The organism is Rheinheimera sp., assembly GCF_965283995.1.
GTDB lineage: Bacteria > Pseudomonadota > Gammaproteobacteria > Enterobacterales > Alteromonadaceae > Pararheinheimera.
Genome location: NZ_CBDIQG010000001.1, coordinates 4,583,179 through 4,596,972, shown reverse-complemented (window position 1 = coordinate 4,596,972; position 13,794 = coordinate 4,583,179). Strand labels below are relative to the sequence as shown.

At 52.4% G+C, this 13,794-nt stretch carries 12 protein-coding genes and 3 tRNA genes; 6 read left to right on the top strand and 9 right to left on the bottom strand.

The window, feature by feature from the left end; translation table 11 throughout:
• Positions 1-13: 13 nt before the first annotated feature.
• The 3 genes from ACQ66Q_RS20240 to ACQ66Q_RS20230 form a co-directional block, all read right to left on the bottom strand.
• Positions 14-89 (bottom strand) — tRNA-Phe (locus ACQ66Q_RS20240).
• A gap of 15 nt (positions 90-104) precedes the next feature.
• A tRNA-Thr gene (locus ACQ66Q_RS20235) sits at positions 105-180 on the bottom strand.
• 70 nt (positions 181-250) lie between these two features.
• Positions 251-326, bottom strand: a tRNA-Phe gene (locus ACQ66Q_RS20230).
• 275 nt (positions 327-601) lie between these two features.
• On the opposite strand from ACQ66Q_RS20230, the gene ACQ66Q_RS20225 reads away from it, so the two are divergent.
• A complete protein-coding gene (locus ACQ66Q_RS20225; RefSeq protein WP_430458424.1) occupies positions 602-3,277 on the top strand; it encodes an ATP-binding protein in 2,676 nt (891 codons plus the stop codon).
• Between the two features lie 40 nt (positions 3,278-3,317).
• Here the strand turns inward: ACQ66Q_RS20225 and kdsA are convergent, their stop codons facing one another.
• From kdsA to hemA, 6 genes are all read right to left on the bottom strand, one after another.
• Entirely contained in the window at positions 3,318-4,157 is an 840-nt protein-coding gene (kdsA, locus tag ACQ66Q_RS20220; protein ID WP_430458578.1) for a 3-deoxy-8-phosphooctulonate synthase, read from the bottom strand.
• 63 nt (positions 4,158-4,220) lie between these two features.
• The gene (locus tag ACQ66Q_RS20215) at positions 4,221-4,631 is read right to left on the bottom strand and encodes a SirB2 family protein (RefSeq protein WP_430458423.1); all 411 of its coding nucleotides are present in this window, start codon (positions 4,629-4,631) and stop codon (positions 4,221-4,223) included.
• A 124-nt stretch (positions 4,632-4,755) separates the two neighbouring features.
• Positions 4,756-6,309: a DUF3369 domain-containing protein gene (locus tag ACQ66Q_RS20210; RefSeq protein WP_430458422.1), complete on the bottom strand. Its 1,554-nt coding sequence runs from the start codon at positions 6,307-6,309 to the stop codon at positions 4,756-4,758.
• 191 nt (positions 6,310-6,500) lie between these two features.
• Complete coding sequence (gene prmC / locus ACQ66Q_RS20205; RefSeq protein WP_430458421.1) at positions 6,501-7,355, bottom strand: peptide chain release factor N(5)-glutamine methyltransferase; 855 nt, start codon at positions 7,353-7,355, stop codon at positions 6,501-6,503.
• Positions 7,355-8,446, bottom strand: a complete 1,092-nt coding sequence (prfA, locus tag ACQ66Q_RS20200; RefSeq protein WP_430458420.1) for a peptide chain release factor 1 — start codon at positions 8,444-8,446, stop codon at positions 7,355-7,357. The genes prmC and prfA overlap by 1 nt, the downstream gene beginning before the upstream one ends.
• Before the next feature lie 30 nt (positions 8,447-8,476).
• Positions 8,477-9,718 carry a glutamyl-tRNA reductase gene (gene hemA, locus ACQ66Q_RS20195; protein ID WP_430458577.1) on the bottom strand — a complete coding sequence of 414 codons (1,242 nt, stop codon included), beginning with the start codon at positions 9,716-9,718 and terminating at the stop codon, positions 8,477-8,479.
• Between the two features lie 150 nt (positions 9,719-9,868).
• Between hemA and lolB the strand changes: the two genes are divergently transcribed.
• The 5 genes from lolB (at position 9,869) to pth (ending at position 13,739) form a co-directional block, all read left to right on the top strand.
• Positions 9,869-10,471, top strand: coding sequence for a lipoprotein insertase outer membrane protein LolB (lolB, locus tag ACQ66Q_RS20190; protein ID WP_430458419.1), 603 nt, complete (start codon positions 9,869-9,871; stop codon positions 10,469-10,471).
• Positions 10,472-10,491: 20 nt separating this feature from the next.
• The gene (gene ispE / locus ACQ66Q_RS20185) at positions 10,492-11,331 is read left to right on the top strand and encodes a 4-(cytidine 5'-diphospho)-2-C-methyl-D-erythritol kinase (RefSeq protein ID WP_430458576.1); all 840 of its coding nucleotides are present in this window, start codon (positions 10,492-10,494) and stop codon (positions 11,329-11,331) included.
• Between the two features lie 83 nt (positions 11,332-11,414).
• Positions 11,415-12,350 carry a ribose-phosphate pyrophosphokinase gene (locus ACQ66Q_RS20180; protein ID WP_430458575.1) on the top strand — a complete coding sequence of 312 codons (936 nt, stop codon included), beginning with the start codon at positions 11,415-11,417 and terminating at the stop codon, positions 12,348-12,350.
• A gap of 181 nt (positions 12,351-12,531) precedes the next feature.
• Entirely contained in the window at positions 12,532-13,134 is a 603-nt protein-coding gene (locus ACQ66Q_RS20175) for a 50S ribosomal protein L25/general stress protein Ctc (protein ID WP_430458418.1), read from the top strand.
• A 2-nt stretch (positions 13,135-13,136) separates the two neighbouring features.
• Positions 13,137-13,739, top strand: a complete 603-nt coding sequence (pth, locus tag ACQ66Q_RS20170; RefSeq protein ID WP_430458417.1) for an aminoacyl-tRNA hydrolase — start codon at positions 13,137-13,139, stop codon at positions 13,737-13,739.
• Positions 13,740-13,794: the final 55 nt, after the last annotated feature.

Genomic DNA, 13,794 nt, shown 5'->3' with positions numbered 1-13,794 from the left:
GGGCTTGTTGTTTTGGTGCCCAGAGGCGGAATCGAACCACCGACACGCGGATTTTCAATCCGCTGCTCTACCGACTGAGCTATCTGGGCAAAACTGGTCTTAAATGGTGCCGCTTATCCGAGTCGAACGGATGACCTACTGATTACAAGTCAGTTGCTCTACCAACTGAGCTAAAGCGGCATATATCAAGCGAAACGGTTTTTTGCTTGGCTAGCGAATTGATGAGGAAAATCAACACACTAAAAATTTGTGGTGCCCAGAGGCGGAATCGAACCACCGACACGCGGATTTTCAATCCGCTGCTCTACCGACTGAGCTATCTGGGCAACGGGGGGTATTAAACGGATTTTGCCGGATCAAGTCAACTTTTTTTTGGCCAGAACCTGCTGACCGCTTATGGATTGAACAAATCGAACGATTCTGCTGAAACTATCAGCATTTTTTCAGCAAGTAACAGCAGACACCAACACGGCCGAACTTTACCCATGCACGCGTTAGTCGCAAATTTTCTGAAAGTTCTCAGATAATTAGAAAAAACTGATTAAAATGAAAGGACTTTCACCTATTCGTACAAATCCGTATGCCGCAATCGAGCTTTAAAATGCCGCTGTTGGTCGTCTGGCTATTAGCTGTTAGTAGTTGTTTGGTATTCAGTGCGCTGTGGTGCCATTCCTGGTATCAACAACATCAGCATGATAATGGACAGCGGCTGCAATTACAGCATCAGCTGCAATTGGTGAGTCAGCTGGTGCCGGCGAACATTGCCGCGATGCCGCTGGAACAAGCAAATCAGCAACTGGTAAACCTGCTGGCTGGCGAGCAGCAACAAGCCTTGTATCTGCTCGGGCCCAACCAGAAGGTGCTGGCGCACACTCCCGGACTCGCGGGTTTTAATCCGTTACAGCCTGAAACACTCGCTGCAGAATTGCTGCTGGCACGTCAATCAGTGCCGCAAGGGGAACTGATCCTGGTCGCACAACCGCTGCAGAGCGACTGGCAACTCTGGTTCTTGTTCGCGGCGGCAGGCGCAGGCATGCTGCTGCTATTAGGGGTTGTGCCGATGCGCTTATTCGAGCGTCGCCTGCAACAGCAGCAGCAACAACTCAACGACCAATTACTGCTCTGTGTTGGCAGGCAGCAGTTTGAATTGGTGCTGACCTTGCCCGGCAGTCTGCAGGCGCTGGAACACCCGCTACAGTTGCTATTACAACATTGCCGTGAACAACAACTGCTATTGGAAAAAGCAAAAGCCGATTGCACCCTGTTACAGCTCGAACTGGATGATAAAATCCTGCAACGCACCGAAGCACTGGCCAGCGCCAAAATCAGTGCAGAGCGGGCAAATGAAGCGAAATCGACGTTTCTCGCCACGATGAGTCATGAGATCCGTACCCCGATGAATGGCATCATCGGCACCGTCGATTTGCTCAGAAATACCATGTTAAACAGCAATCAGTTCCGTCTGACCAATACGGTGCGTGAATCCGCCTTTGCGCTGCTGCGCATCCTCGACGACATTTTGGATTTTTCCAAAATCGAAGCAGGCAAAATGGAAATTGAGCATATTCCTTTGTCGCTGAACGAAGTGGTCGAAGCCGTCGCCCAAGTTATGTTTACCGTCGCATTACAGCGCCAGCTGCAGCTCAGCATCTTTGTGGATCCGGCCATTCCGGAAAGTCTGCTCGGTGATCCGGTGCGCTTGCGGCAAATCCTCTATAACCTGACCGGCAATGCGATTAAATTCACTGAAACCTTGCCGGGACAACGCGGCAAAGTGCAGATCAGAGCTGAACTGGTCGACAATAATATGGAGTTTTGTCAAATCCGGATCTCGGTGACAGATAACGGCAAAGGCATGACCCCGCGGCAGTTGAACCAGTTGTTTCAGCCCTTTTTACAAGCAGAAGGCTCCATTACGCGCAAATATGGTGGCACCGGTCTGGGTTTGTCGATTTGTCAGCATCTGACAGAATTGATGTTTGGCCGGATTGAAGTGCAAAGCGTGATTGGAAAAGGTAGTGAATTCAGTGTGTTGTTGCCGATGCGCCACGCTGAAGAAACGATCCCGCGCCAACAACCCGATCTGCAAAACCAGCGGGTATTGATTTGCAGCGATGACAGCGCACAACAAGAACTGTTGCAGCGGTATCTGGCATCTTTTGGTGCAACGCCGGTACTGGTCAATCTTGCAGAGCTCTGGTCCCCGCAGCATGGCGCAGATCTGGTCGTGCTTGACTGCAGTCAGTCGCCGGAAAGTACTTTGCAACAATTACCAGCGCCACTACCGCTGCCGACTTTATTGCTGGTCGCCGTGGAATCAGCGCTGCGCAGTGCGCCAGCCGGCAGCGAAGTGCTGGAGCTTAATCCACTGTGTCGTAGTAGCCTGGCCACAGCGTTGTTAAAACTGCAAGGCCAACTGAGCAACAAACCTGCGCTGCAATTTCCGCAAGCGCTGGACAGCGGCCCGGCCGTCGCAGGCGACAATGCGCCATTGTTGTTATTGGCCGAAGATAATCCGATGAATCAAAAGGTCTTGGTCGAACAGTTACAAACGCTCGGTTATCGGGTTGAAGTAGCCGACGACGGCCAAATCGCTCTGGATAAATGGCGTCAATATCGCTATCCCCTGCTGCTGACCGACCTGCATATGCCAAACCTCAGCGGCTATGATTTGGCCCGGGCGATCCGCAAAGAAGCCGCACAATATGACGACGAAGACATCGTCTTCACCCGCATTGTCGCCATTACCGCCAATGCCCTGAAAGGTGAGGCACAAAAATGCCTGAGTGTTGGCATGGACGACTATCTGACCAAACCGGTCGAATTGGCGAAATTGCATGCCGTGTTGCAGCGTTGGCTGCCGCTTGCTGCGCCTGAAGCGGCAGAGCCTCAACCAGCAACGGTACAAATCACGCCGGCGGCACCGGACGTTGCAGAAGTAAGCCCCATTTGTTTTACCACTATTGCCAATTTCCTAGGGCCGGATCCGGCAAAACATCAACAATATCTGAATTATTTTGTCAGTCATGCCGCCGATCTGCTGGTGCAACTGCAGGATGCGCAGCAACTGCAACAAGCAGAGGTCTGTCGCAGTCTGGCCCATCAATTAAAATCGATGGCAAAGAGTGTTGGCGCTTTAGCATTGTCAGAACTGGCATTGCAGCTGGAACAACAGGCAGAGCAGCCCTACTGGCCCGAATTGAGCGCATTGGCCGACCGCTTACAGCAGAGTTATCAACAAGTGGTGGTGTATGTGCAGGAACGTTACAAACGCTGAGCATCGCGCTGCAGCGTTTGTAACGGTTAAGGCGTATCACTTAATTGGCAGAAGTATCCAATGGTGCAAAGGATTTCACCAATTGATCCAACGCCTGCATTTGTTGCAGATAGTCTTCCAGCTTCGCCAGTGGCAACGCACACGGGCCATCGCATTTAGCCAGATTTGGATCCGGATGCGCTTCAATGAACAAACCGGCCAGTCCTAAAGCCATGCCTGACCGTGCCAGCTGTGCCGCTTGTGCGCGACGACCATCGGCCGAATCGGTGCGACCGCCTGGTTTTTGCAGCGCATGGGTCGCGTCAAAAATCACCGGACCATATTGCTTCATTTCGTCCATGCCCAGCATGTCAACGACCAGATTGTTATAGCCAAAACAAGAACCACGCTCACACAGGATCACTTTGTCGTTGCCGGCCTCGGCAAACTTGGTGATGATATGGCGCATTTCATGCGGGGCCAGAAATTGCGGCTTCTTCACATTGATCACCGCACCGGTATTAGCCATCGCCACAACCAAATCCGTCTGGCGCGCCAGAAATGCCGGCAGCTGGATCACATCGACCACTTCAGCGACAGGGGCCGCCTGATAGGGTTCATGCACGTCCGTGATCAGCGGGATATTAAATGTGCGTTTAATCTCTTCAAAAATCCGCAAACCTTCTTCAAGACCAGGCCCACGATAAGAATGCACGGACGACCGGTTGGCTTTATCAAAAGACGCTTTAAACACATAAGGAATACCGAGCTTTTCGCAAACTCTGACATAGTGTTCTGCCACCTGCAGCGCCATGTCACGCGATTCCAGCACATTCATACCACCGAACAACACAAAAGGTTTTTCGTTGGCAACTTCCAGCTTACCAATCTGAATATTCATCGACGCCACAGGGGCCTCCTTCAATAACACGGCTGATTGTTGCAGCCGGACACAAGTCCAAACTTAGCCAAATAATACCGGCGTCTTGGTGATTGCCACGCGGATCATCAGTGCCAACCAACCGAGGGCGCCGAAAAACGCGAACACCCGCAGCGCTTTGGTGCGGCCTTTTAACGCCATCACGCCAAGGGCGATGTAGGCCAGTAAACCGATAAACTTTTCTGTCAGCCACGGCGTGACAAACGGATATTGCTGAATGGTCAGCATCAGGCCGGCTGCAGATAACAACAACAAGGTATCAATCACATGCGGCAGCACTTTGAACAGTTTTTTCTGTAACAATGCTGAGTCACGCAGGCTCAGGACAAAGCGAATAAATAACAGGGAAACACTCAGGGCAACCAATAACAGATGGGTATGTTTTAATGCCATATACATCGCAATATGCTCCGGGATCTGACTGAGCAGTCGCATGCTGACGACGCGCAATCAATGGACTAGTTGAAGAAAAACGCATTTTGCATGTTAGACGCCTGATCGTCCATGCTTATCAGCAACAAAGCCGCCAGAAGGTGGCTTTGTCAGTCGTGTTGCGGGTTTATTCCTCGTCGGGATACTTGGTTAAAATCGCTTCAATTTTATCGATGCGGGTTTTCAGGAACTCAATCAGGCGCGGGTCAAATTGACGCCCTGCTTCGCTTTCCATATGCGCCAGTGTTGCATCGGCAGTCCACGGCGATTTATAACAGCGACGGTGCCGCAGCGCATCGTAGACATCAGCGACTGCCGCGATCCGGCCATACACATGAATTTCTTCGCCGCGTTTACCGGCCGGATAACCACTACCATCCCATTTTTCATGATGATCACGGGCGATCACCGCCCCCGCCTGAATAATGGCACGCTTGGAGTTTTTTAAGATCTCGTAACCGATACTGGAATGGGTTTTCATCACTTCCCACTCATGTTCAGCCAGTTTCATCGGTTTATTCAGGATGCCATCCGGGATCCCTACTTTGCCGACATCATGCAAAGGCGAGGCAAACATCAGTTTTTCTGCCTCATCCACCGGTAATCCATAAGCCGTTGCCAGTTCATAACAAATAAACGCAACACGTTTGACATGGTTGCCGGTTTCAATCGAGCGTTGCTCTACCGCTTCACTGAGCCGGTACACAATCTCACGCTGGGTATCTTCAATTTCATGCTGCAACTGCACGTTTTCATAGGCAATTTGCACGTTTTGCGAAAACAACTCGATCAGCCGTTTTTGCGTTTCATTGACCAGAGTCGGCAGACCTGACACATACAACAAGGAGCCATGAGTGAATTTACTGGTGCAGTAGGCCACCAGATAGTTTTCACGATAGACAATGCTGCGGCTTCTGAGCGCCTGATGGAAAGCATCCATCAGCGTATGGTCCAGTACATCAGATACCGCGCGGCCTTCCTGGTGTTCAAATTCACCGAGACCGGCAAATACCACCAACTGATCCGGGTCGGTATTTTCGTGAATATTACCGGCAACCAGTGACGACGTGACCAACAGTGCATTGTCATCGCAGCCAAGAATAGAAGTCAGTTGTTGCAGGACGCCATCAATGAACTGTTCCATCGAGTGCGACGAAAATAGATCGGCCGAGGCGGTGATAATTTTTTCCAGACCGCGCCGGCTGTTATCGATAGACAGAATATCGCGGTACGAGCGCAGGCTCGACATGATGACGGTAAAGAGTTTTTGCGCGGTCAGTTCGGTCTTGGATTTGTAGTCGTTGATGTCGTAATTGACGATCACCTGCCGCTCCGGCGCCTGTCCCGGCTGCCCGGTACGCAGGATAATGCGAACATAATGGTTGTGCAGCTCTTCACGGATGTAACGCGCCACAATCAAACCAGCGTCGTCTGACTCCATCACCACATCCAACAGAATGATGGCCGCGTCGTGGTGCGTTTCGATCAACTTTTTCGCTTCAGTACCGGAATAAGCGCTGTAAAACTCCAGATTTTTGCCCTGAAATGCGAAATCACTGAGTGCCAGTTTCGTCACAGCGTGAACTTCAGGTTCATCGTCGACGATTAGGATCTTCCAGCTGCCGTTATGTTGCGGCGCCTGCTCGTCTGGCTCATCCGCAAATAAAAAATCATTCGCCACGCTTGTTCCCTCTTGAGCTTCAGCCACTCGACTCTGGTAGTTTAAGTGATTGAGATGAATTAATTATTTTAAGAATAAACTGCAGTAGTTATATGCGTTAATCAAGCGATGGTCAAAAAGATTGCTGCAAATATCACTGAAAATATTCAGGAAAAGACTGAGGGTGAATACGTGTTAAAAGCGGGATAAGATCAGCGCGGCCAACAGCCACCGCTGATGCGCCAGTTGCCGCCGTAGTCGCGGCGGGATTGGATCGCGGTGAAGCCTGCTTGCTGCAGGATCAGTTGCACCGCTTCGTGCTGCTGATGACCATGTTCGAGCCAGAGCCAGCCGCCTGGCCGCAAATGCAGCGGCGCTTGTGTGCAAATGAGCCGGATGTCAGAAAGACCGTCATCCGCCGCCACCAGCGCACTGAGCGGTTCATACCGCACATCACCTTGTTGCAGATGCGGGTCCTCCGCGTCGATATACGGCGGGTTTGAAATGATTAAATCAAAACATTTCCCGGCAACGGCCTGATACCAGTCACTTTGCAAAACACAAGCATTGCCAAGCTGTAAGCGGCTGCGATTGCGTTCGGCCAAGGCGACGGCTTCTGCAGAAAAATCGACGGCAGTGACATGCCACTGTGGCCGCTGTGACGCGAGCGTCAAGGCAATTGCACCAGTACCTGTTCCTAAATCCAGCACTTTGGCATCTAACGGCAACGACAGCGCTAAGGCTTGCTCCACCAGTAACTCGGTATCCGGTCTTGGGATCAGCGTACAAGGGGCCACTTCGAGTTCCAGGTCCCAGAACCACCAGCGCCCAGTGATGTAGGCCAGAGGCTCGCCAGTGGCGCGCCGCTGTAACGCGGTATTTAAGCGGTTTAATTCAGCTTCGTTCAGTGACTGGTCCAGGTACAAACGCTGGCTGGCCGGGTTTTTATCCAGCACATCGGCCCAAAGCCGACTGGCTTCAAAAGCCAGATCGGAGGCGTGCGGGTCTTGCTGTGCCAGCGCCTGCAGCGCGGTTTCTGCCTGCTGCAGCCACTGACGCAATAACATCAGCGGTTTTCCTCGGCCAGCGCGGCCAATTGATCAGCCTGATATTCGTGACTTAGCGGACCCAATATCGGATCCAGATCACCTTCCATCACATCCAGTAATTTGTAGATAGTCAGGTTGATGCGGTGATCAGTCAAACGGCCTTGCGGGAAGTTATAGGTACGGATGCGCTCTGAACGATCCCCCGACCCCACCAACAAACGGCGCGTTGATTCTTCCGCCAGCCGGTGTTTTTCATCTTCGGCCGCCTGAATGCGCGACTGCAGCACCGACATGGCGCGAGCGCGGTTTTTATGTTGCGACCGTTCGTCCTGACATTCCACTACAATGCCAGTTGGCAAGTGCGTAATACGGATCGCAGAATCGGTCCGGTTCACGTGCTGTCCACCGGCGCCGGACGCACGGTAGGTATCCACTTTTAAATCGGCAGGATTGATTTCAATCGCTTCACTTTCCGGCACTTCCGGCATGATTGCCACAGTACAGGCTGAGGTATGCACCCGCCCCTGTGATTCGGTGGCTGGCACCCGTTGCACGCGGTGACCACCTGATTCAAACTTCAGTACGCCATAAGCGCCGTCGCCCTGCACACTGACGATAATTTCCTTGTAGCCGCCGTGTTCACCGTCGTTAAAACTGATGATCTCGGTTTTGAAGCGGCGTTTTTCACAATAGCGGCTGTACATGCGGAATAAATCACCGGCAAAAATGGCGGCTTCATCACCACCGGCACCAGCGCGGATCTCAAGGAAGCAGTTGTTGTTATCGTTCGGATCTTTTGGCAACAGCAGGATTTGTAATTCCTGATCCAGCACTTCAATCCGTTCTTTGCCAGATTTAAATTCTTCCTGCGCCATCTCCCGCATATCCGGATCGGCGTCTTTCAACATTTCTTCGGCGCTTTGCAAATCGTCCTGCGCCTGACAATACAGCGCGAAATGCTGAGCGATCGGCTCGAGCTGACTGTATTCGCGGGATAACTCGCGGAATTTATTCTGATCAGAGATCACGGCAGCGTCGCTTAACAGCGCCTGCACTTCTTCATAACGCTCGACCAGACCTTCGAGTTTGCGATATACCGATTCTTTCATGGAACAATAAATACCTGATTAAACATCCAACTACACATCTAACAGCGTGTTGATCAATGTTTGGGGTTGAGTAGTGTCATCTTGCAGCAACTGCCGGATGGTCCGGGTTGGTGCATGCATTAACCTGTTGCTGAGTTTAGTCGCTAATTCAGTCATCACCTTATCGGCGCTCTGGCCGCTGGCGAGCTGATTCAGCGCCCTTTGTAATAATTCTTGCTTCACCGCATCGCAGCGCTCGCGGTAATCCCGCACCCAGTCGATATTGCCCTGCAGCGCCAGCCACTGACTGAAATCTGCCACGCCAACGGCAATCATCTGTTCGGCCTGCTCGGCGGCTGCCTGGCGGGATTGCATATTCTGCGCAACGATATTCTGTAAGTCATCGACGGTATAGAGATACGCATCTTCAAGCTCTGCTACTTGCGCTTCGATATCGCGTGGCACGGCTAAATCGACCAGAAACATTGGCTTGTGCCGGCGTTTTTTCAGCGCTTGCTCCACCATCCCTTTACCAACAATCGGCAAGGTACTGGCGGTGGAACTGATCACCACATCGGCATCGACCAGCGCCTGCGGCACTTGTGCCAAGCTCACCACCTGACCGTTAAATTGTACCGCCAGCGCAGCAGCTCTGTCATACGAGCGATTTGCCACCGTCAGATGCGCCGCGCCTTGTTCCAGCAGATGTTTAGCTACCAATTCAATCGTTTCACCGGCACCAATCAGTAACACTTTGACATCATTAAGTTTGCCAAAAATTTGCCGCGCCAGCGTCACTGCGGCAAAAGCCACCGACACGGCACTTGCGCCAATTTCAGTGTCAGTACGAACCTGTTTGGCCACCGCAAAAGTTTTCTGAAACAGCCGTTCAAATACCGGCTGGATAGTGCCCAACTGGCGCGATTGGCTATAAGCTTGCTTGACCTGGCCAAGAATTTGCGGCTCGCCGAGCACTAGTGAATCTAAACCACAAGCGACCCGCATCAGATGCGTTGAAGCGGCATCCGCGCTGTGCAGATACAGGTGCGGCTCAACGTCTTGCAAGTTCAGCTGATGAAATTGCGCCAGCCAGTCAATCACTTGTTTCGATTGTTCGCTGCTACCGCTAAAATACAATTCAGTTCTGTTGCAGGTGGAAACGATCACAGCATCAGTCACCGCCGTTTTGGCAGTCAGATCCAGCAGCGCATCAGCGACTTGCTCTGGCGCAAAAGCCAGTTGCTCACGCAGGGCGACCGGCGCAGTTTTGTGATTGATGCCAAGTGCAAAAATAGCGATTCACCTGAAAATAAGTAAGGAAACTTTGGCAGGATAACGCCAGAGTACCGGATAAAGGCCGGATTGTACGAAAATCCACGGACGCTGAAAAGCCTGCTGCAACCGCTTGCAGGTCCGGCGCATCATTTTGAAGCAGGAAAAACTGTGTTTTTGAAGCAAAATCTCTGGGCCGGCTGTTTGCTGGGTCTTTTGTTAACCGGCTGCGCCAGCCAGCCGGCTCCGCAAGTTTCACGCCCCTTGCCCGCCACTGAACGCGAGCAGGCACTCGATGCGATGACCGAATATAAAGTGGTCGCTGCCCTCGGCGTCAAAGCGCCAGGAGAAAATGTCAGTGGCACGCTGAACTGGCAGCAACACGGCGAATATTATCAGGCATCCATGACCAACTTCCTTGGCCTGACCGTGTTTGAACTGGAGACACATCAACAAGGCGCGACAGTCAAAGTCGATGGTCAGACCCATCAGGCCATGTCTGCCGGTGCCTTGCTGGATTATTTATCCGGCTGGTCTTTGCCGATTGAAGAAATGCAGCTGTGGCTGAAGGGCCTGCCAGGCCCCAGCAGCGAAAACTTACAACGCGACGGCATGGGCCGCCTGACCAGTTTTACCCTGACCGACAGCCGTGACCGGCAATGGCAGGTCAGTTACAGTGATTTTTTCCCTGACGCCAAATCGCTGCCGCGCAAAATGCAGCTGCAATCCGGCGACACCCGCCTCAAACTGGTGATCCGGGAGTGGCAACCATGACAGGCACTTTCATCAATAACATGCTGACATTACCGGCCCCGGCCAAACTGAATTTATTTTTGCATATCACCGGGCGGCGCGCGGACGGCTACCACAATTTGCAAACGCTGTTTCGCATACTGGACGTCGGTGACGAGCTGATTTTTCGCGCCAATCAAAGCGGCGCTATCGATTTTCGCTGTTCTGATGCCAGCATTGCTGGTAGTGATAATCTGGTGGTGCGTGCTGCTAAGTTGTTGCAGCCGATGGCCACCGGGGATGCGGGTATTGAGATTTATCTGGAAAAACGCACGCCAATGGGCGGTGGGCTTGGTGGTGGTTCGTCCGATGCGGCGACTACTCTGCATGCATTAAATTTATTGTGGAAACTTGGATTATCAACCCAACAACTTGCCGATATCGGCTTAAAACTCGGGGCGGATGTACCGGTGTTTGTGTTTGGCCAGACTGCCTTTGCTGAAGGGGTTGGCGAGCAGTTGCAGCCGGTAGAACTGCCGGATTGCTGGTATCTGGTGGTCACGCCGGATGCGCATGTTTCAACCGCAGCGGTCTTTACTCATGCCGATTTGATCCGTGACAGTAAAGCGCTGACGCTGGCAGATTTAATGACCAGTCCGTGGCGAAATGACTGTCAGCCACTGGTTGAACGTCTGTGTCCGCAGGTTGCAATAACCTTACAGTGGTTGGTAGAATACGCGCCGTCTCGAATGACGGGTACTGGTGCCAGTGTTTTCGCTGAATTCGCCGATGAACTCAGTGCTCGTCGCGCCCTGGCTGACTTGCCGGCAAATTGCCGCGGATTTGTCGCCCGGGGGCTCAACCAGTCGCCGCTGCTGACTGCGTTACGACATGCCGTATGACGAGGGATCAGCGCCCTTTTGCTGCCGGGTGCTGATTTCAGATTTTAACCGGAGCAATCCCTGAGGATCCTACCGTGCCCGACATGAAGATATTCGCTGGTAACGCCGTACCAGAACTCGCCAGAAAAATCGCCAGCCGCCTGTACATCAAGCTCGGCGATGCCGAAGTTGGCCGTTTCAGCGATGGAGAAGTCAGCGTTCAGATTAATGAAAACGTCCGTGGATCGGACGTTTTTATTATCCAGTCTACCTGCGCCCCGACCAACGATAACCTGATTGAACTGATCGTGATGGTCGATGCGCTGCGCCGCGCTTCTGCCGGTCGTATCACTGCGGTGATCCCATATTTTGGTTATGCCCGTCAGGACCGTCGCGTCCGTTCAGCCCGGGTACCTATCACAGCGAAAGTTGTGGCAGATTTCTTGTCCAGCGTCGGTGTTGACCGCGTGTTAACCGTTGACCTGCATGCTGAACAAATCCAGGGTTTCTTCGACGTCCCGGTCGACAACGTTTTCGCATCGCCAGTGCTGCTGGATGATATGCGTAAGCGTGAGTTCCAGGCGCCTGTGGTGGTGTCGCCGGATATCGGTGGTGTGGTGCGGGCCCGTGCTATTGCCAAACTGCTGAACGATGCCGACCTTGCCATCATCGACAAACGCCGGCCAAAAGCCAACGTGGCTCAAGTGATGCACATCATTGGTGACGTGAGAGATCGCGACTGTATCATCGTCGACGATATGATCGACACCGGTGGTACGCTGTGTAAAGCCGCTGAAGCCTTAAAAGAACAAGGCGCCCGCCGCGTGTTCGCCTATGCGACGCACCCGGTCTTCTCTGGTAACGCCGCAGAAAACATCGCTAACTCAGTGATCGACGAATTGATCATTACTGACACTATTCCATTGTCACCAGCCATGCAGGCAGTGAGCAAAGTGAAACAGCTGACCCTGAGCGAGATGATGGCTGAATGTATCCGCCGTATCAGCAACGAAGAATCAATTTCTTCGATGTTTGATTAAGCGTCCGCATTGTTGATAAAAGCCGCTCCCTGAGCGGCTTTTTTGTTTGCCTGAACATAGGGCCGGTGCTATTATGTCGCGCTTTTTTCCGCCAGAGCGCCTCGCGTTTTTGTGGTGAGAAAAAAATCTGAGCTGGTTTTCTGGTCGCGGAAACCGGCATTCTTAATTTTTGGAGATCCAAATGTCTGAAGCCATTTACACGTTAAATGCCGAAATCCGTAACGACCTGGGGAAAGGTGCGAGCCGCCGCCTGCGTCACGCGGACAAAGTTCCTGCAATCATCTACGGTGGCCACCAAGCGCCTCTGTCAGTGACTCTGGAACACAACAAACTGATCCAGGCACAAGCCAACGAAGGCTTCTACACGCACATCCTGACTATCAACGTCGGCGGTGAAGAAGTAAAAGCAATCGTTAAAGCCATGCAACGCCACCCGTTCAAGCCAAAAGTAATGCACGTTGACTTCCAACGCGTTGAAGCTGGCCACGAGCTGCACACAATCGTTCCTCTGCACTTCGTTAACGAAGCTGCTGCTGGTAAAAAAGGCGGTATCGTTGCTCACCACATCAACGAAGTTGCTATCACTGTTCTGCCAGCAAACCTGCCAGAATTCATTGAAGTTGACCTGGCAAACGTTGAAGTTGGCGTAACACTGCACCTGTCAGACCTGAAAGTTCCAGCCGGCGTGACTATCGCTGAACTGGCAAAAGGCGCTGGTCATGACCAAGCCGTTGTTTCTGTCAACAAACCAGCCGGTAAAGCAGACGCTGAAGCCGCTGAGTAAGCATGACTGAGAACATTCAGTTAATCGTGGGCCTGGGTAATCCAGGCCCCGAGTATGAAAAGACCCGACACAATGCCGGACAGTGGTTTGTCGAACAACTGGCCCGCCGCTACAACGCCCCGCTCAAAGCTGATCCGAAGTTCTATGGTTTGTCAGGCAAGATTGTCTGCCAGGGCCGTGAAATTAAACTGCTGATCCCGACCACTTTTATGAATTTAAGTGGCAAAGCGACTTTGGCGCTGGCGCAATTTTACAAAATTCCACCTGAGCAGATCCTGGTTGCGCATGATGAAATGGCGCTGCCGGCCGGTACGGCGAAAATCAAACTCGGTGGTGGCCACGCCGGTCACAATGGTCTGAAAGATATTGCCGGCAAATTTGGCAACAACCTGAATTTTTACCGTTTGCGGCTTGGCATCGGCCATCCGGGTCACAAAGATAAAGTGACCGGCTATGTGCTGGGTAAAGCGCCGCAGGCGGAGCAAAAACTGCTGGATGAAGCGCTCGACGAAAGTCTGCGCTGTTTTGAACTGTGGCTGGAACAAGGCCTGGTCAAAGCGCAACATCGGCTGCATAGTTTTAACGCGGCTCCGGCGCAAGCCTGAGCCCTGTGCAAAAACGCACAACATCTTTTTTCTGGTCAGCACGCTGACCCCGGAT